The 22158-nt window shown below is 47.2% G+C and carries 6 protein-coding genes and 1 pseudogene; all 7 read left to right on the top strand.

Annotation, left to right across the window (positions count from 1 at the left end):
* Positions 1–100 precede the first annotated feature (100 nt).
* Complete coding sequence (locus tag PHS53_02505; protein MDD5356994.1) at positions 101–14671, top strand: hypothetical protein; 14571 nt, start codon at positions 101–103, stop codon at positions 14669–14671.
* Between the two features lie 39 nt (positions 14672–14710).
* Positions 14711–15532 (top strand): glycosyltransferase, encoded by an 822-nt coding sequence (locus PHS53_02500; protein ID MDD5356993.1) that lies wholly within the window; start codon positions 14711–14713, stop codon positions 15530–15532.
* Positions 15533–15558: 26 nt separating this feature from the next.
* On the top strand, positions 15559–16464 hold the full coding sequence (locus PHS53_02495) for a glycosyltransferase (GenBank protein ID MDD5356992.1): 906 nt from the start codon (positions 15559–15561) through the stop codon (positions 16462–16464).
* A gap of 193 nt (positions 16465–16657) precedes the next feature.
* Positions 16658–16924: pseudogene (locus PHS53_02490) on the top strand (RNA-binding protein).
* 100 nt (positions 16925–17024) lie between these two features.
* Entirely contained in the window at positions 17025–19916 is a 2892-nt protein-coding gene (locus PHS53_02485) for a hypothetical protein (GenBank protein ID MDD5356991.1), read from the top strand.
* 114 nt (positions 19917–20030) lie between these two features.
* The gene (locus tag PHS53_02480) at positions 20031–20363 is read left to right on the top strand and encodes a co-chaperone GroES (protein MDD5356990.1); all 333 of its coding nucleotides are present in this window, start codon (positions 20031–20033) and stop codon (positions 20361–20363) included.
* Between the two features lie 4 nt (positions 20364–20367).
* Positions 20368–22074: a chaperonin GroEL gene (gene groL, locus PHS53_02475; GenBank protein ID MDD5356989.1), complete on the top strand. Its 1707-nt coding sequence runs from the start codon at positions 20368–20370 to the stop codon at positions 22072–22074.
* Positions 22075–22158 lie beyond the last annotated feature (84 nt).

Here is a 22158-nt window from a genome sequence, read left to right as displayed (position 1 = left end):
TTCGGCACATTTCCATTTTCTGTGTTTTGGTGAAAAAACCTAGAGTTATCCACATTTTTTCTCAAAAATTGAGCTATTTCTCCTGTATAATACTCTATTAATGAAGCCCCGAGTTTTATCGAAGGTTAGTTCTTCCGTAATTGCGGTCATTTTGATTGCAAAAGCTGTCTTGGACCGGCTTCCTTTTTTCTCGGAAAACAGCACCCCTCTTCAAAAAAAATCGAGCTTTCCCTTCAGTCTCGATATTAAAAATCTTGCGATTCGGGAGTTCACGGATTCCAGAACTTCCGCGTTCAACGCGTTCCCACTTTCTGGAAAAATTTCAGAAACGCTCCAGCCTTTCTCGATACAAATTTCTTCGATACTGGAAACAATGGCGTCCTCGATTTTTTCTTGGACTGCAACTCCCGCGTACGCTTCGTATCCGATTACTCCGTATGCTCCGGGAGAAACGCTCGATCCAGGATGCGCGCCGGGGACTTCGAATTGTACCGTCGAACATATTTACATCGATCCATCAACTTTGAATTACGGAATTGGAACTTCAACTCCGTTCGCGAAATTTACTGTCGTCGGACAAATTCTTGGAGAATATTTTACGGCGACTTCGACTTCTGCAACTTCAACTTTTCCAAATCTTTCGGCGACCTATTCATCGCTCGGCACAGTCGTTTCTGGAACATGGCACGGAAGTACTTTGGGCGTGGCGTACGGAGGTACTGGTACTACCACGTATGCTGTTGGCGATATTCTCTATGCAAACACGACTAGTTCTCTCGCAAAACGAAACATCGGAACTGAAGGGTACGTCCTTTCTTCGGTTTCAGGAGTGCCTGCTTGGGTTGCGACTTCTACGCTTGGCATTACGGCGGGCGGGAGTGGGACAGTGAATTCCGGATTAACCGGACAAGCAGCTTTTTATGGCGCGACCGGCACTGCAGTGTCGGGCACCTCAACTCTTTTCTTCTCTGCTGGCAAAGTCGGCATCGGTACCACCACGGCTTCGCAAATGCTTGATGTTGTTGGCAACGCAAATGTGAGTGGAGTGTATAAAATTGCTGGAAATACTGTCCTCGATGTTTTGACTGCAACAGGCAATACCTTGCTTGGTGTGGGGGCGGGGAATACAAGTATTACGGGGAATTACAATACTGCTCTAGGATACCAAGCTCTCTCCAGCAACACTACAGGCAGCTACAACAGCGCGACTGGATACAATGCACTCTTTAATAACACCAGTGGTAGCGAGAATACTGCGAACGGATACTACGCACTCCGGAACGATACCACCGGGTATGGCAATACCGCAAGCGGATTTTATGCACTCTCCTTAAATTCAACAGGGACCCTAAATACCGCAAATGGAGACAGCGCACTCTACAATAACACCACAGGTGGCAGTAATACCGCTGACGGGTATGGTGCGCTCTTTAGCAACACCACAGGAAGTTACAACGTTGCCACTGGAAACAATGCACTCTTGAGTAACACCACAGGAATCAACAACACCGCGAACGGATACTCTGCACTCTACAGCAACACTACTGGTGTACAAAATTCCGCGAGCGGGTTTGGATCCCTCTACAGCAACACTACGGGTTCCAACAATACTGCCGACGGAGAGTCTGCACTTTTCAACAACACCACTGGCTCGCGGAATACTGCTCTTGGACGCAACGTTGGAGCTACCAATATAACTGGTAGCTCCACTACTCTCATTGGATACAATGCCGACGTAGCATCTTCTGCTCTCACTAATGCCACTGCAATCGGCGCCAATGCAATTGTCGGAGCTTCGAATTCTCTTGTGCTCGGAGGCACGGGAGGAAATGCGGTCAACGTCGGCATCGGCACAACCACTCCTGGACAAGCTTTGAGCGTTATTGGCAACGGATTGTTCTCAGGAACTTTGTCGGCCTCAAATCTCTCCGGCACTAATACCGGCGACGTTACCCTTACCAACAGCATAAATGGTCTCACTATTTCAGGTCAGGCCTTGACCCTCGGACTCGCTGGAACTTCCGCGACAGGAACACTTTCCTCAACCGACTGGAATACCTTTAACAACAAACAACCCGCCGGTTCATATCTGACTGCAAACGGCGCGGTTGTCGGCGCGACTTCGCAGGCGCAAGATTTCGGTTCAAACGGTATCAAGGCGAATTCGATTGTGCCAAGTAGCGGAAGTCTCATCACACTTTCTCCAAGCAGTGGAAAACTGTTGACCATCTCTTCAGGAACTGTAGAGACATATCTCAATGTGGGAACATCAACTGGAAATAAAGGAGTATTAAGTTTATATCCCTCATCCGCTTTGTCTGGAGTTCTGCAATTTGGCCCAACTGCAAATTCAGGCGACTATCAAACATTAATCACGAATGCTGCACAAGGCGCAGCTCATATTTACACTATTCCAGACGCGGGAGCAGATGCGAATTTTGTAATGACCGAAGGTGCGCAGACGATCAACGGCGCGAAAACATTTACTGGGACTTTGACCGCGGGAAATTTTGTCGGCACATGCGCTACCGCAAGTTCAACTCTTGCGGGACTTTTGAATGTAAATGGTACCGGCACTTCAACCATTGCCAACAATCTTTGGGTCCAAGGCGCGCTTAAAGTTGGCACTGGTTCGGTACTTATCGATTCAACTTCAATTAATTTTTCAACCTCCGGTTCAATCACGACAGGAACTGGGGCACTGACACTCACACCGGTGGCGGGGCAGAATTTGAACATTGGTCTTTGCACCACGGGAGATTTTGCGGTCAACACCGATCAGCTTTATGTGGACACTTCACTAGCGCGAGTAGGTATTGGGCTTATGAACCCGTCACAAGCTCTTGATGTTGTCGGGAACGCGAACATAAGCGGGGGGTACGGTATTGGTGGCACAATACTCTTTACCTCTCCAGGATCAGGAACAGGCAATATCGCTCTCGGTGTTTGCGCTGGCGCCGCGGGTGTTTCTGGAAATTATAATTTTATCGCAGGTCAGTGTGCCGGCTCCCGCTCCGTTACCGGCTCTGACAATCTCCTTCTCGGCACTTTCGCGGGAGCAACGACGACCGGTTCTCGAAATGTCGCTCTCGGATATTATGCCGCCGCTTCGACAACTGGATCCGAAAACTTTATTGGAGGTTGGCATGCGGGGGAATTTAACACGGGTTCTTATAATACTTTTGTTGGCGGTTGTGCTGGTCAGCACAATACTGGTTTGGGTAATGTTTTTCTTGGTGACCAAGCTGGTATGTACAATAGCGGCGACATAAACAACTTTATGGGTAACGGCGCCGGTTTTAATAATGTAGGTGACTATAACGTAGCTCTCGGAACGTATGCTGGCAGTGACAACACCGGCGACCATAACTCTTTTCTCGGTGTTTCAGCAGGTGCTCAAAACACCGGATCTTGCAACTCCATCATTGGTTTCTGCGCGGGCCTAAGTAACACCGGTTCCAACAACTTTATTGGTGGTTCTTGCGCCGGATATAACAACACGGGTTCAAGCACGATTATTCTCGGAGATCACGCTGGTTTTGGCAACTCTGGAGACAACAACTTCCTTCTCGGCACTTTCGTGGGAGCAACGACGACCGGTTCTTACAATTCTGCGATCGGATATTATGCCGCCGCATCAACGACTGGCAGTGGCAATTCCATCTTCGGTCCATACGCCGGATATTTTTCGAGTGCCGCATCTTCTACGATCATCGGCGACCACGCTGGTTACAACGCCGGACAAATTGCTGAAGGAGGATCGAATGTGATTATTGGAACTTGTGCTGGGTATTATGGAGTTGCGGGAAGCTGTAACTTTATTGGTGGAGCGTGCGCGTGGGGTGATGATGAAAGCGGAACCGCAACTGGTACGGATAACATCGTGCTTGGTTCGGCCGCCGGATATTGCGGTATCACCGGAGATAAAAACTTTATCGCCGGTTATAACGCGTGGGGAGCAGATTCGACTGGTACGAATGGCCAAAGCAACATTGTCTTGGGGGATTCTGCTGGTTATAACGGCATCACGGGAAATAATAACTTTGTTGCTGGTTACAATGCTGGTTATGCCGGGGTCTACGGAAACAATAACTCGCTTCTCGGTCCTGACGCGGGAGGGAACTGGGGATCGAGCCGTATCGGAAATTACACTACGCTCATTGGCCGCCGCGCTGGTTATGGCGGAGTCTGTGGTTCTGATAACACTCTCATTGGTAGTTGTGCCGGAGCGAACTGGCGATTTGGAACTTCTGGTAATGACAATCTCATTTTGGGAACCTGCGCTGGTTATGGTGGAATTGGGGGAAATCAAAATACCATCATCGGGGATAATGCATGGGGGAATGATACGACAGGCGCGGGAACGGGAGATGACAACGTGGTGCTTGGAACACAAGCTGGACTTTGCGGAATAGCGGGAAGTTGCAACACTGTGATTGGCGTGAACGCTGGTCTCTGCGGCGTAGCGGGAGATTTTAATTTTATCGGTGGTCCGGGTGCTTGGGGGGATGATGAATCTGGTCAGAGCGGGGATCAAAACGTTGTTCTTGGCTACTCGGCAGGTCTCTGCGGTATCGCCGGGAGTCAAAACTTTATCGCTGGTTCAAGTGCGTGGGGGAACGATGTCATCGGACTCACTGGAGGATGCAATGTTGTGCTTGGTGCCGGTGCTGGCTATTCCGGAATTGCAGGAAACCAAAATTCCATTATTGGCTACCAAGCGGGATATTGCGGCGTCAGTGGTTCCGACAATATTTTCTTAGGCACACAATCCGGTTCGTGCGGGTTTGGCGGAAGTCGCAACACCTTTATCGGCTATCAAGTCGCCTCTTCCACTCAAGGCGGAGGAACCGACAACACCATTCTCGGCTCGGAAGCTGTTGCTGGTGGCAATATCAATGGTCAAAGAAATACTATTCTCGGCTATCAAGCTGCTTTCTATGGTTTGAATGCTAATGACAACACCGTGCTTGGGACGAAAGCGGGTTTTTGCGGATTGAACACTGCTGTTCAAAACAACTTTATCGCCGGGGTAGAAGCATGGGGTGCTGATACTACTGATACGTATGGTCAATACAATACCGTTATCGGCTATCAAGCGGCGAACTCTGGTCTGGGTAGAGCAACAGGAACGGGAGGAAAACAGGGAAGTTGGTACAACACTATCATCGGCGCATGCGCCGGAGCAAATTGGGGTTCAACATATGCAGGTCAAAGTAACACCATTCTCGGTTCTTGCGCTGGTTACTCTGGTCTCGCAAGCGGAGCTGACAACAACTTCATCGGCGGGACGAGCGCGTGGGGTGGTGATACCGCAGGTCTTACTGGAAGTACGAATACTGTCATCGGGAATCACGCAGGATTTTGTGGGGTGGCGGGTTCCTCTAACACGATTTTAGGAGATTACTCATGGGGAGGTTCTTGCTCTCTTTATGCCGGTACTAATAACACTGTTATCGGGACAAATGCCGGTCTCTGCGGGATTTGTGGGAGTAATAACTTCATCGGTGGAAGCTGTGCTTGGAAAAATGATACAACTGGAGCAGGAGTCGGAACCGACAACGTGGTCTTGGGAACCTGCGCGGGGTATTGCGGAGTGGCTGGTTCAAATAATGTTATTTTTGGAACAAATGCTGGTCTTTGCGGGATTACCACAAGTTCAAATGTCGTTATTGGAACAAGTGCTGGAGCGTCCGGAGTTTTTGGAAGCTCAAACTTTATCGGAGGCGTGGGAGCGGGAGGAGTTTGGAATAGTGGAAATAATGGTACCACGAACACTATTCTCGGTGCTTACGCTGGTGCGGCTGGTGTCGGTGGCAGTGGCAACTACATAGGCGGTACCTGCGCCGCAGGTAATTGGCAGGCGGGACTCCCGGGAGGCAGCAATGTTATTCTCGGAAATTTTGCTGGCTTTAACGGTCTCTACGGAAGCAGTAACTCTGTCATTGGCGATCATGCGGGCGCGGGCGGGGTGTGCGGTTCAGACAACTTTATTGGTGGCTCGTGTGCGGCTAGAAATTGGACAGGTGGATTTTGTGGTTCTAGTAACATTATCCTTGGTGACAGCGCCGGGTTTAATGGTCTCTATAATGGAGCATGCTATAACACGCTGATCGGTTATTCGGCTGGTGCTTGCTGGCAGGGCGGTTATGGTGGTGCTAACAATACTTTTCTCGGCACCTGCGCTGGCTACAAAGGTACTTGTGCTAATAATAACTTCGTTGCCGGTACTTCCGCTGGTGCTTGTTGGGGTGGCGGATTTTGTGGCAATAACAACATAGCTCTCGGAACGTGCGCCGCTTTCTGTGGTTTTTATACAGGTGCAGATTACAACACAGCCATCGGCTTTAATGCTGGTGCTAGTTGGAACGGTGGTTCTGCTGGAAATAATAACGTTATCCTCGGCACCTGCGCCGGCTATGAAGGAATAGTTGGTTCCTGCAACTTCATCGCAGGCGTTTGTGCTGGCTATGATTGGTCGGGCGGAAGGACTGGTTACTTCAACACCATTATTGGAGCTTCGGCCGGAGCGTGCGGGGTTTCTGGAGTTGCTAATGACATTATTGGTGCCGGTGCTGGAGAGCATGGAGTCTGCGGGAATGACAATACGCTTCTCGGGTTTTTTGCCGGCTGGGACTGGGTAGGCGGGAGGATGGGAGGAAACAACACTATCATTGGTCCTTCTGCGGGAGCCTGCGGACTTTGTGGTAATGGGAATAGTATTCTCGGAAATTACGCTGCTTACTATGGTGTGTCGGGAGATTTTAACTTCATCGGCGGCGCTTGTGCCGGTTATTGCGGAATTTCAGGTTATTGCAACGTCATACTCGGCCACTGCGCCGGCTATTGCGGAATCTGTGGAGACGATAACTTTATTGCCGGCACCTGTGTTGCAGGAAATTGGCAGAGCACGTATAGCGGCGATTTCAATACTATCATTGGACATTGTGCCGGCTACTGCGGAATTTTTGCGAGCGATAATATTATCCTCGGCACTTGTGCAGGATTTTGCGGAGTTTGCGGTTCTTGCAATATCATCATCGGCTCGTGTGTCGCAGCGAATTGGCAATCAGGTAGAGAGGGAACTCAAAACATTATTCTTGGAACAGGTGCAGGAATGAACGGTATCTCCGGTTCCGGCAACTTCATGGCAGGAGTAAATGCTGGAGCGGGGGGAACTTCTGGAACGAATAACGTCTTTCTTGGTTCTGTAGCAGGCAATGGCGATACTTCGGGAAGTAGTAATGTTTTCATCGGGCTGAATGCTGGCAATGCTAATACAACTGGTGGGAATAACACATTCGTCGGAGTTTCTGCGGGCATAAGCAATGTCTGCGGTTCGAGCCTTCTTCTTTTAGGCGATGGAGCAGACGTTGCAGTCGATGGTCTTATTCATTCCGCGGCAATCGGTTATAACGCTGTCGTAGGAAAGGACAACGCTATAGTTTTGGGCGGTGCTTGTACTTTTGTTGGTATCGGCACATCTACTCCGGATCATGCCCTCGACGTAAATGGAAATATAAAAATTGAAGGCGGAAGCAACGGTCTTTATTTCCCAGACGGTACTTTCATCGGTACTGCTGTTGGTGGAGGAAGCGGTATGACAGCGGCTGGCGATCTCTCCTTTGCTGCAGATGATGATTTCAGCGGTAGCGGCAAGATTACATTTGCGACAAACGGTCTCACTCCGGTTACGATTTTGAATAACGGAAAGGTTGGTATCGGCACCACTACTCCAAGTTACGATCTTGATGTGGTAGGAGATGTGAATGTCTCAGGTGGCTATTTTGTGAATGGTGTGAATTTTGGCGGAGGATTTGTAGGAGCAAACAATAATGTTCTCCTCGGATATCACGCCGGCTACAACGGTGTGTGCGGTTCGAACAACCTCTTGGGTGGCTATGAGACCGGTGGTAATTGGAACGGTGCGAATTCCGGTTCGTGCAACACTATTTTCGGTTATCGTGCCGGCTACTGTGGTATTTGTGGGACGAGCAACTTTGTTGTGGGTGACAGTGCGTGGGGGGATCAAAGGACAACTGCAAGCACTGGAAATGGAAACATAGTACTTGGCACCTGTGCCGGTTATTGCGGAATCTTTGGCCCTAGTAACTTCATTGCCGGCGTACAAACCGGTGCTTGTTGGCAGAGCGGACGCACAGGCGCATGCAACACCATCCTCGGTTATCAAGCAGGCTTCTGCGGTATCTCGGCATCCGGCAACGTCATTCTCGGTTCATATGCTGGTCTCTGCGGAGTTTGTGGAAATGTGAATACACTTATCGGTAACCAAGCTGGGGCGAACTGGGTGAGTGGGCGAACCGGTACTGACAACATAATTCTTGGCACTTGCGCTGGCTTCTGCGGAATCTCTGGAAATAATAACTTTATCGGTGGTTGTGGCGCTGGCTATTGCGGTGTGTGTGGAAGTGGCAACACGCTTCTTGGTACGAACACCGGAGCAAATTGGACTTCAGGATTTACCGGTTCTAACAATCTTCTCCTTGGAAATCAAGCTGGTTTTCGGGGAGTTTCGGGAAGTTCAAACTCACTTATCGGTTCCTGTGCGGGCTACTGTGGAGTATCAGGAAGTAACAATTCTATCATTGGTTCTTGTGCCGGCTACTGCGGAGTTTGCGGTTCGGATAATACACTTATTGGCACGAATGCCGGAGGAAATTGGCAGAGTGGAATGGGCGGGGTCTGCAACATTATTATAGGTGTCAACGCTGGCACTTGTGGGATTAGTGGTAACTCGAACACCATCCTTGGTCTTGATGCGGGCTATTGCGGAGTGGCTGGTTCCTATAACTTCATTGGCGGTACATATGCCGGAGGAAATTGGCAGTCAGGCTTCACTAGTACCGACAACATTATTCTCGGCAGTTGTGCTGGTTATTGTGGAGTTGTTGGATATGGTAACACCATCATTGGTAAAGAAGCTGGTTCAAATTGGCAGTCTGGATTTGGAGGTTCAGATGGGGTGTTAATCGGAAGGCGTGCAGGCCTTCGTGGATTCTGTGGCAGCGACCAAGTCATTATCGGCACCGATGCGGGAGCCTGCTGGCAAAGTGGAAGAGCCAGTTCTTACAATGTTCTCCTTGGGCATTGCGCTGGGTACTGTGGGATGCAAGGAGGTAGTAACTCAATTATTGGTAACAATGCTTGGGGGAACGATATTTCAGGAACGACTGGGACCGACAACGTGGTACTCGGCACCTGCGCTGGCTATTGCGGAATCAATGGGAGCAATAACTTGATCGGCGGCACCTATGCCGGAGCAAACTGGCAGAGCGGTTTTACAGGAAGTCAGAATACCATTCTCGGCTATTGTGCTGGCTATAAAGGCCTCTGCGGCTGGAACACAACCGTTATCGGCTCCTGTGCAGGAGGGAATTGGCAGAGCGGTTTTACAGGAAGTGAGAATACTATTATTGGTATCTGCGCTGGCTATTGCGGCCTCTGCGGCTGGAACACAACCGTTATCGGCTCCTATGCCGGAGCAAACTGGCAGAGCGGTTTTACGGGAGGTCAGAATACCATTCTTGGCTATTGTGCTGGCTATAAAGGCCTCTGCGGCTGGAACACAACCGTTATCGGCTCATCTGCCGGAGCAAACTGGCAGAGCGGCATGACAGGCGGAGACAATACTATTATTGGCACCTGCGCTGGCTATTGCGGTATCGATGGATACAACAACTTCATTGCCGGCACTGAGGCTGGAGCTAATTGGACGGATGGATTTAACGGAGCTTATTCCACTATCATCGGCCACTGCGCTGGTTTCTGCGGAGTCTGCGGCAATGACAACACTCTTATCGGTACGCTTGCCGGAGGCAACTGGCAGAGTGGGCGAACGGGAATCAACAACACGCTTCTTGGTTACAGTGCCGGTTACTGCGGAATTACTGGAAATTACAATGCTCTTATGGGTGGTAACGCCAGTTATTACGGAGTTACGGGGGATGATAACTCAATCATTGGTTACTGCGCCGGTTTTTGCGGAGTCTGCGGTTCAAACAATTTCATTGGTGGTACTTCTGCCGGAGGAAATTGGGAGTCTGGAAGAGGTGGTCAATACAACACTGTTCTCGGATACTGCGCTGGCTTCTGCGGAATTGCTGGTAGCAGCAACTTCATCGCGGGCACCCAAGCTGGCTTCTGTGGAAGCTCCGGAGTCGACAATATTCTGATCGGCACCTGTGCTGGCTGGTCTGGTCCTTCAGGGAATGAAAACATTTTCCTCGGCACCTGCTCTGGGTATCTCACAACGAGTGGGAGCGGCAATAATACTTTTCTTGGATATAAAGCTGGGGCGACGAATACTACTGGCGACAATAACCTCGCCTTGGGTTCCGGAGCGGATGTCGCTTCGGGTGCATTGACCAATGCAACAGCGATTGGTCACAACGCCATCGTTTCTTCGTCGTGCAGCATCGTCTTGGGTGGAACGGGCGCAGATGCTGTCAATGTCGGTATCGGTCTCACCAATCCGAGCTATCCATTGGAAGTAAATGGCAATATTAAAATTTCCGGCACCGGAAACAAACTTATTTTCCCAGACGACTCTTTCTTTAGTACGGCGGCTGGAGGCGCGGGGGTCGGCATCACATCGGCGGGCGATCTCAATTTTGAAGCTGATAATGGCGGAGCGATAAACTTCGTCACTGCTGATGGCGTCTCAACGACGACGAAATTTTACATAGCAAATAACGGAAACATCGGCATCGGTACCACTACTCCCGGTTACGCCCTTGATGTCGCGGGCGATGTTAATGTCAGCGGAACATTTTTGGTGGACGGGGTGGATGTTAGCGGGAACTTTGTAAGTGCTAACGGAAATGTAATCCTTGGAGATGGCGCTGGCCTTGCTGGAGTTCCCGCAAGCAACAATATGATCATGGGGTACCAAGCGGCGGCTGATTGGCAGAGCGGACGAACCACAGGAGATAAAAATACTATCCTCGGCTACCAAGCGGGCTATTGTGGAAACGTCGGAAGCAACAACTTCATTGCGGGGATGTGCGCCGGCTACTGTGGCGTCTACGGAGACGAAAACGTGCTCTTGGGTGCGAACGCAGGCCTCTGTGGCGTATGCGGTTCTTACAACTTTATCGGCGGATTTCAAGCTGGCGCAGATTGGACAAGTAGTCGCACCGGAGCATGCAACACTATCATCGGCTATCAAGCTGGCTTCTGTGGAATTTGCGCGGGGCAAGATGGCAACATTCTCATTGGTTCGTACGCAGGTTTCTGTGGGGTCTGCGGTCCCGGCAACACATTCATTGGTCAAGATGCCGGATCAAATTGGTCAACTTTCTGTGGTTCGTTTAATACTGCCATCGGACATCAAGCTGGACAGAATGGAATCTGCGGAATAGAAAACCTTGCCCTCGGAAATCTTGCATGGGGAGCTTCGGCTACTGGAGGTGATGGCAATTACAACACCGCCATCGGGTACAAAGCAGCTTATGCGGGTATTTGCAACACAGGTAATACTGTCATCGGCTATCAAGCTGGACTTGGAGGACTGGGCGGTTCTTACAACACTGTTATAGGAGCAAATGCCCTTTCAAATTTTCAAAACTTTACTGCAGGACATACCGATAATACGATTCTTGGAACGAATGCCGGCAATAATGGCGTGTGTACAGATAATTCCTTCATTGCCGGTACAGAGGCTGGAGCTAATTGGACAAATGGTCTCAACAGTACCTACGCCACTCTTATCGGTTACCGAGCCGGATTCAAGGGACTGTGTGGTTCGGATAACACCCTCATCGGTTCTTATGCCGGAGGCGATTGGCAGAGTGGAAGTAATGGAACGGATAATGTGGTACTCGGAACCAGCGCTGGCTTCTGCGGTATTGAAGGGGACAAAAATGCCATTCTCGGTTTCCATGCTGCTTATGGTGGCGCGTGTGGTGATAGAAATACAGTCATCGGTTATACCGCCGGACTCATTTCTTTGCAGGGTAATGACAACTTCATTGCGGGTTCCGCCGCCGGATTTGGAGGAGTCTGCGGCGACGCGAACTTCATTGCAGGCCAGAATGCTGGAGGAAGTTGGACCAGTGGCAGAGTTAGTAACAGGGCTATTATTCTCGGATCTTTCGCTGGGCAGTATGGAATTTCGGCCGATGATAACATTCTGATTGGATCGAATGCAGGGGCTCAAGGAGTCTCCGGTGCTTGCAACACTCTTCTTGGTTCTCAAGTCGGTCTCCTTGGAGTTTCAGGACAAGAAAATACTATTATTGGTTCCCAGGCCGGCTATAATGGTGTCACGGGTTCTTCCAACGCCGTCCTCGGAGTCTGTGCCGCATACTATTCTCTCACCGGTTCGTGCAATACTATTCTCGGTACTCGCGCTGGCCTTTATGGAGTGTGTGGTACGAATAACTTTATCGGAGGTGTCTGTGCGTGGGGGCAAGATACAGGAGGAGGCACTGGTAACAACAACATTGCGCTTGGAACTTTTGCTGGTCGCTATGGGGTATCTGGAAATGCTAATGCCATTATCGGAACTTTTGCTGGAGCAGGTACTGACGGAGTAGACGGAAGCGATAACTTCATCGCAGGTGAATATGCCGGAGGAAATTGGCAAAATGGCCGCACCGGTTCGTGCAACACTATTCTCGGTTACTGCGCAGGTCTTTGCGGTCTTGCAAGTGGTGCCTGTAACAACTTCATCGGGGGTACCTGCGCGTGGGGGAATGATACGGAGGGAACGGGAGTCGGCTCTAATAACGTAGTGTTTGGAACCTGCGCGGGGTATTGCGGGATAGTAGGAAATGATAATACAGTAATCGGTAGATATACTGGAGCGTTTGGTGTTTCAGGTGTTCAAAATGTTCTTCTTGGAGATAGTGTCGGTTATTGTGGAATTCAGGGAAGCTGCAACTTCATAGGGGGAACCGCTGCATGGGGAAATGATAACGCGGGAAATGGAATTGGGCAGAATAACGTTGTTTTGGGAACACAGGCGGGATATTGTGGAGTGGTCGGCTTTTGTAATTTTATCGGAGGTGTCTGTGCGTGGGGCAATGACATCACCGGAGCGGGAGATGGGACCGACAACGTGGTGCTTGGAACTTGCGCAGGCCTCTGTGGCGTGTCCGGAAACTATAACTACATTGGTGGGTTCCAGGCAGGCGCTGATGCGGTGAGCGGAAATAGTAACATCATCCTCGGAACTTGTGCGGGAAGGACAGTGAGTGGAAATACTAACGTGATCATCGGCTACGCTGCCCTTGTGGGTAGTGGGGTAAGCAATTCAGTTGTTTTGGGTAACGGCGCGCTTGCAGATCAAGACAACTCGATTATTCTTGGAGGTATTGGAGCCAGTACTTCTTTTGTTGGTATTGGAACTTCTACTCCTCCGCAAGCTCTTACTGTCGGTGACGGCACCAATCAAGCAAATGTCCAGGTTTCAAACGGCTGGCTTTGTGTAGATGACAATGGAGATTGTTCAGCCGCTACAACTGCCGGAACTATTTATGCAAACTCTACCTCAATCACTTCCACCGACCTTGCAGAAAGGTATCCAACTGAAGATGACGAACTTTCTGCTGCAGAAATTGTTTCTCTTGACCTAGACAATCCTGTCTTTGTAAAAACGGCGAGACGATCGGAGAATGCTCCGCTCCTTGGAATTGTCTCTACTAAGCCCGGAGTTGAACTTGGAGGTTTTGGCGACAATCGTTTCCCAAATGACAGGAAAGTGCCGATCGCTCTCTCTGGTCGCGTGCCTGTGAAAGTAAACCTTGAAGGAGGCGCGATTAGTATTGGAGATAGGATTTCTCTTTCATCTGTAGCGGGCGTTGGGAAGAAGGCGTCATCAAATGAAGACTCTGTTGGTCTAGCACTCGAAGCATTTTCTGGAAGTTATGATTCTTCCGACAACACCGTTCTTGTTTTCGTCGAGAATAAGCAAGGAGCGGTTTCTTCTTCATCAATCACGGCATCTGTTGCTTCGAGCGCTCTTTCACAAGTGTCAGATTCTGTCCGAGGCTCGTTTGAATCTCTCGGTATCGTTATGACCGACATGATTTCCTACGTGAAAAATCTTGCGGTCGAGAGACTCACTGCTATCGCCGGGATCTTCCAGAGTGTAGAAACAATTGATTTGAAAGCGAAAAATGCTGTCGTTGATAATCTTACTATCAAAAATTCTGCCGATGTTTCCAAAACTGGAGTGGTCATCTACGACAGAAAGACCGGAAATCCTGTTTGTGTCTTTACCGAAAATGGAGTGTTGAGAAGCGAGGATGGTGATTGTGCGGATAATGTATCTTCAGCAACTCCAACTCCTACGGTAGATGCAACACCGATTCCTAGTTCAACACCCCTGTCGGACGACGGGGCGGGAACTGGGCAGGCAACACCCACTCCAGAAGTTTCCGGAGGCGGTGATTCATCAGGAACTCCGACACCAACACCTTCTCCAGAGGTAAGCGGAGGCGAGGAAGAGACAACTCCCACTCCGACTCCAGCAGAATCACCAGCTGAATCTCCCGAAGTGACTCCAACTCCAGATGAATCGGGAGAGGTCACCGAAACTCCCGCACCAGAAGTCTCGCCAGAAGATACTCCGCCTCCTCCGCAAGAAGAGACACCTCCTCCTTCAGACTCAACTCCACCCCCGTCTGACGCGCCTGCCACTCCATAGTTTCTTGCGCAATTTCCCGTTTTCTGAAAATATAGCGGTATGAAAGATTCGGTTCTCGTAACTCTCGCTGACTCCAGTTTCCTCGACCAGGCGAAACAGCTTTTTGGAAGTGCGCATCATAAAGGCGAGTGGAAAGGTGATTTCGCACTCATCGCTTGCGATGTGCCCCACGAAAAACTTTTGTGGTTTCGAGAAAAAGGCATTTTCATCCACGCCTGTCCCTGGCCAGTTTTGAAAAAACAAGATGGTGGAGTATTCCGTCTACCCGCGCAGTTTGGAAAATTTCACCTATTCACCAACTTTTTTAGACAGTGGAAGCAAATTGTTTTTCTTGATGCGGATATTATTGTTCGAGCTTCTCTAGAAGAGCTTTCGGCAGGGGAAGGTATTTCTGCATCATATGACATGGAAAATGCTCCGCTTGAACGGCAGTTTTTTAGTCCGACATTCGATGCTTTCAAATGGGATGCGGTAACAGAAAATATGCTCAAAGATTTGAAGAAAAACTTTGATCTTTCTACTCCTTCTTTTAATTCAGGCGTGCTGTCGTTTCCATCATCCCTCGTACTTCCTGATACATTTGCCCGCATTTCCGAACTTTTCGAGTGCTATTACTTGATAGAGCGGTATTGCGACCAACCGATTTTAAATTTATTTTTCTACAAAAATTGGGATCCTTTACCAGAAAAATTCAATAGATTTATTTCTGCAACTCGAAGTGATTCCGAGAATATCGAACATGCCAAAGATGCAAGTATCGTCCATTTTGCTGGGTTAGCGAAGAAGCCGTGGGATAAGACTAGTCCGTTTTATGACGAATGGAAAGAAAATCTTGCGGAAGCCGAATCTCTTGAGATATGATTTTAACAAAGGCACCATTAATCTCTATGAAAGACTCTGTTTTAGTAACGCTTGCTGATAGTAATTTTCTCGAACATGCGAAACAGCTTTTTGGGAGCGCTCACCGCAGAGGAAGCTGGCAGGGAGATTACTGTCTTATCGCCTACGAAGTTCCAGAAAATGCTCCAGAACTTCAGTGGTTTAATGAAAAAAATATCTTTATTCACCACGTTTCCAATTTTCTTTCTATCCGAGGTAGTATCTATAGTCATCCGTCTGTGTTGGGGAAATTTTATCTTCTCACCCCTTTCTTCCGGCAATGGCAACACATCGTCTTTTTAGATGCCGACACTATGGTGCGCTCTTCGCTCCAGGAGCTGTCCAAATTAAAAGGTTTTTGGGCAACCGAAGATATGAATGCCGCTCCGCTCTCCCATCAATTTACCCATCCGTTTTTTGAGCCGAAGAAGTGGGATGGGCAAAAACAGATTTGTTTCCAAAATCTCACTAGTAAGTTTGATCTGAGACAGAGGTCATTCAATACTGGGGTCTTCACCTTTTCGAGCGACATAATCAAAGATAACTCTTTTGATATCTGTTCGGCTTTGATCTCTGATTTTGCCATTCTTAGCAAATACGGCGAACAGCCAATTTTCAATCTTTATTTTTATAGAAACTGGGGACTGCTTCCCGAAACATATAATCATTTTGTGCCCGTATCATTATCTCCTGAAAAGACGAAAGAAATTATGGAGAAAGTGGAAAGAGAAGGGTTCTCTGCAATAGATACAATGGCAAAGGAACAAAATGACATTCCAACCTATTCTCCCAAAGATTTTTCGCAAGCAGTCCTCCATTTCGCGGGATTTGCTGTAAAGCCGTGGAAAAAGGAAAGCCCGTTTTACGACGAATGGATGGAGAATCTAAAGGAGGCGGAAAACATACATATATAGTATGTTTTCCGCTCGAGACTTGCCCAGGCACCTAAATTAGGTGCCTGGGCTTGCTTTTTTCCGCAAAAGGTGTATAATACCCATTGTAAGAGTTTTCTCATAAGTTTTGGTAGCAGATGCACTTTAAGTGTTTCGGCAAACAAGCGATAGAGAAGGTCGCCTTACAACATTTTTAGAAGAATACATTTGCTACATGGTTAAGAAACTATACGTAGGTGGGATTTCCTACTCTACAAGTCAGCAAGCATTGCAAGATGCTTTCGGACAAGCAGGTGCAGTTACTTCAGCTACTATCATCATGGACAAGATGACTGGCCGATCAAAAGGATTCGGTTTCGTCGAAATGTCTGACGATGCTGGTGCAGAAGCTGCAATCAACATGTGGAATGGCAAGGAACTTGATGGACGAACCCTCACCGTAAATGAGGCTCGACCTATGGAACCTCGCGCTCCACGTGCTCCTCGAGGAAACTACTAATTAATTTTAGTAAGTTCCCAAAAGACAAAAAATCCCGCTTCGGCGGGATTTTTTGTTGAGCTTTTGATATTATTGAGCATATATGGAAAAAGATCCAAGTTGGTCGCAATCCTCATCTGCCAGAGATCCTCAAATTCCTCAAATGTTCGAGCGTGGCTGGCCAGAACAGTTACGAGAAAAAATCGGCGCTCGAGAAGAGGTCGAAAAGGAAATTAAACATTGGCAAGAGATATGTCCACCTCAGGGTCGTTATAGAGCGGTGTATCAAGGATCCACTCGTGAAGCGGTTCTCATTGCCGAAGCGATGCGCAGACAAATACATGAATCTCATGAGACAAACTTCGTGGCTCTTCCTGAAAAGCGAGATGTTTCAATAGCGACTCAATCTGCAGAAGATGCAATTCGTTTGGCGTATCTAGAATCGGCGATTGGCGATCCAAAAAATCCTATTGGGAATAACGTCGGCTATAGTACTGGTCAAGGTGAAAGTCTTTCGGAAAATACAAGAATGATTGTTAGCACGACTGGGTCTTTGCATAAGCATCTTGCCGCCGGCAGGATGGAAGGTAATTTAGTTGGTGCGGTAGTAATCGATGCGGCTGACAGTAGAAGCAAATACACCCAAGAACTCATTGATTTTATTAAACAACGGGGTGAATATGGCATGTCTCCAACTGTGTTTATTGCGCGTTCTAAAGAAGGCACGGAAAAACTCGTTCGAGCTTTGAATTGTGGTTATGATTCAGAGACCTATTACGATGGGCGTTCCTTTGGCGTTCCGAAAGAACCAAAAGAAGTTGTTTATGAAAAATCGGAAGGAAGTCATAGTATAGAGCGTTCCGTTGAAATTGTTATTGATATTGTTTCCAATGATGACGTGGAGAAGGCACCGAAAAAAACGATAATTATTTTTGTCCCATCAGATGATGTTGCTGAATCTTTGAAGGGAAAAATCGAGAAAGAAAGTGACAAGCGTAAGCTCTATAGAGGGAAATCTGTGTCCGACTATGGATTTACAAGGAAAGATATTGTCGTTTTTTCTAATAATTTACCTCTTGATGAAAAACTGGCGAGCCAGTTTGATTTGTATTTGCCGGGGAAAGAAAACAATCGTTGGCCACGGGTTGTTATTTCTTCGCTCGGAGGAGATCTTGCTGGTATTGGCCGTAAATTTGATGTAGTTATAGATACATCCACGGGTTTTTCGGGTTACGCCATAGATTCAGCCGAAGCATTACGACGTGCCAGTTTTGCTGAGTCTGAAGGAACTTGTTATCGGCTCACAACGAAAAGGGAAGAGAAAAAAACTGAAGCGAAAAGAACGGAGATTTCTTATGTCTCTCCGTCTGCGCCACAGAAAACGAGTGAAGTATCCTCTGACCCCGGCAATTCTCAGAGAAAAAGCCATTTGGCTCCGTTTCGACCGCCAATTAAAAAATATGAGAAATACTCTTTTAAAATGCGAAAGCCGACAGCTGCTCCTAAACCCGAATCATTTGCTTCGTTTCTTGACATTGAAGGTCTTGATGAAAAAAATATTAGGCAGAGCATCAATGAACCGGATTCTCCACCTTCGGAAGAAATTCCCCCAGAAGATCAAAAGGCAAAAGAAGAACGAATCATTGCTGAAAAAATTGCAAATCAACTTCGGATTGAACCATGCGTCGCCAGGGCTGTCATGGCATTTGAAAAAAGAGGGGAACTTGGAGCTGGGCTCGCCTTCGCGGCTATTACTAGGGAAAATCGTATTCTGAATGATGACCAGCATATATACGACCTCAAAAGATTCTTTGAGGGACAGGGAATTACCCAGAGTTCGGATGTAATGTATCGGATACGTATTTTAGCAGAGTATATTTCAGACCCAAAATGTTTTGCCCCAAAAAATCGTCAATGGTACGATGAGAAACCTTTTGTTAAATATGCCGTAAATAAAGCGTCATTTGATCATATGATAGCGATGCTTCAAAGGTGGATACCTGGCTTTGGGAAAGGTCTCAGCCTGGATCAAATTGCACAACAGGCGAAAAAAATAAATTCTGATGAAATAACTGCTATCTTGCTTGAAGCGATGCCTGAACGACTTGCTTTTTCCACTCGGGGTGGCGACGGTGGTGAGGAAATGCGTTTTATTCGAGACTATTCTTCTGCTCTAATGGATAAGAGATCAGCTGTGTCCGCGCAGAATTTTATTATCGCCGCTTCTTTATCTCAGACGAAAGATAGTTTGGATAGATCCTTTATCAATGTCGCACACCCTGTTTCTCTTGATACGGTGCGGAATATAATGCCGGAAAGATTTACGTCGGTGAACAATGCACCATTTCTGGATCGCGAAAGAAATAAAGTATTTCAAGATCAAGTTCTCTTTATTCTCACTTCATGGGAATCCGATGCAATGAGAGATTATAGATGGCAAGAGATCCAAAGCGAAACTATAGAGGTTACCGGAGCAGAAGCGGAAGCTGTATTCGCGAATGAAAAAAGGAGATTAGAAAAGACACAAGAAATAAAAGATGCTGTCTCAAGAAAAATCGCTTTGCCAGTGCACACACTGCAATTAATTATCGGTAAGGTAAAAACAGGTGCAGTGCATACTTCTGCCAATGATCGCCTCGAGGCACTTCAGACTCTTTTGAAGAGAGTGCAAGATGACAGGGTAACAGATTTTACAAAACTACAAATGGATATACTTGGGCATTTGGAAAAAATACCATCTGTTGCCAAGAAGGCAGCAAAGGAAACTAGTTGGCCGGATAAATGGTATGAAGAATTGCAACAAGCCGATGAGGGAATACCGAAAGCTATTGAATCTGATGAATTTTTGAAATCAGTATTGGTTGAGGAAACGATGCGAACAAAATATGAAAAAATGGTCAGGGAATTCGTCGAGGAAGATATAAAAGCGGGGAGAGGAATAAAAATTCCCGAAGCTATGGAAAAAGCTCTTGATGTTATAACAAAACCCGAATAACTTTCTTTACTGCTTTTTGTTGACTTTGGTCTTGCGAAAACTATAATTAACCCCTGCTAGAGAAGCTGGAAAAGTTCCATTTTCTCGCTATTTTATCCAATAATTTCCACATATATGGCACAAAAAAAGGCAAAAAAGGCTACAAAGAAGGATTCGAAGGGTAAAATTCAGCCTCTCGCGGACCGAGTGCTTATTCGGGAAGAGGAGGCAAAACAGACCAAAACAACCTCTGGTATTTTCATTCCAGAATCGGTTGATGCTGATAAATCTACAAAAAAGGGCGTTGTCGTTGCTATTGGAGACGGAAAATTTGAAGATGGCAAAATTATTCCAATGAAAGTGAAAATTGGCGATACCGTTGTCTATTCATGGGGAGACAAGGTTGAAATTGACGGAGAAAAATATGTGATTGTTCGAGAATCAGAAATATCAGCAATTTTGAATTAATACTATGAGTAAAAAAATTCTATTTGATGAATCAGCGCGAAAAGCATTGAAGAGCGGAGTGGATCAGGTCGCGAATGCAGTAAAGATCACTGTCGGCCCACGAGGCAAAAATGTTGTTTTTGATAAAGGGTATGGCTCACCGACAATCACGAACGACGGCGTCTCCATTGCAAAAGAAATTACGCTCAAAGACAAATTTGAGAATATGGGAGCGGAAATCGTGAAGGAAGTAGCTTCCAAGACCAATGATGTTGCCGGAGACGGAACAACCACTTCTATTATATTGACCCAAGCAATCATTACCGAAGGAATGAAGCATACTACTATGGGGGTCAATGCCATGGGAGTGAGAATGGGAATTGAAAAGGCAAAAGACGCAGTAGTGAAAGCTCTCAAAGACATTTCTAAGCCGATCAAAACAAAAGAAGAAATCAAACAAGTTGCGACTATTTCCGCTGAATCAGAAGAGATGGGAGCTATTATTGCTGACACTATAGAGAAGGTTGGGAAGGACGGAGTTGTAACGGTGGAAGAATCACAGTCTCTCGGCATCGAATCTGAAGTAGTAAAAGGACTTCAATTCGATAAGGGCTACGTTTCCCCTTACATGATCAGCAATTCTGAAAGAATGGAAGCTGAACACAAAGATGTGCCGATTCTCATCACTGATAAAAAAATCTCGACAGTAAAAGAAATTCTGCCACTTTTGGAAAAACTTGCTCAAGCAGGAAAGAAAGAGCTTGTGATAATCGCTGAAGATGTGGACGGTGAAGCACTTACGACATTTGTGCTAAATAAATTGCGAGGCGCCTTTAATATCCTTGCTGTGAAGGCTCCTGGGTATGGAGATAAGAAAAAAGAAATGCTCGAGGATATTGCTGTTACTGTTGGCGCAAAAGTTGTTACTGAAGATACTGGAGTGAAGCTTGAAAATGCTGAACTTTCCGTACTTGGGAGAGCAGATAAAGTGATTGCTAAAAAAGATACGACCACGATTGTCGGAGGAAAAGGGAAGAAAGGAGAGATTGATGCTCGCACTGCACAGCTTAAGAAACAAAAAGCGAATTCTGATTCAAAATATGATTCGGAAAAATTTGATGAACGGATCGCAAAGCTTTCTGGCGGAGTCGCTGTTATTCGAGTGGGAGCTTCAACAGAAACGGAAATGAAATATTTGAAGTTGAAAATTGAAGATGCTGTGAACGCTACAAAAGCGGCGATTGAAGAGGGAATTGTAGCTGGAGGAGGAGTGGCTTATATTCAAACCTTGAGAAAACTTTCCGCAATGCCAGCACTTCCAACAGATGAAGAGAGAATCGGATTTAGTATTGTTCTTAACGCTCTTGAATCCCCCCTTCGGCAGATTGCAATCAATGCCGGTCATGGCGATGGTTCTGTCATTATCGACAAAGTAAAAAATCCCTTTGCTGACAGCAAGGACAGAAATAAAGATGGTTCTGTTTCTGCTCTCGCGCTCGCAAAAAAAGTAAATTTCGGATTTGATGCGCTTAAGGGAGAGTATGTAGACGATATGATCAAAGCGGGAATTGTGGATCCGGTAAAAGTGACTCGAACTGCGCTTGAAAATTCTGCATCAGCTGCTGCAATTTTACTCACAACAGAAGTTGCAATTGCCGATGAACCGGAAGAAAAAAAGGAGCACGCTGGAATGGGAGGCGGAATGCCAGATATGGGAGGAATGGGGTATTAAACGAAAGTTATAAAGTTAAAGGTTGTAAAGTTATAAAGAAGTACAACACCGTCCACAGGGACGGTGTTGTGCTATGGTATAATA

This window comes from Candidatus Paceibacterota bacterium (genome assembly GCA_028714635.1).
Lineage (GTDB): Bacteria > Patescibacteriota > Minisyncoccia > Phycocordibacterales > JAQTLZ01 > JAQTLZ01.
Note: the sequence above shows the minus strand (reverse complement) of the source record. Positions and strands in the feature narration are given on the sequence as shown.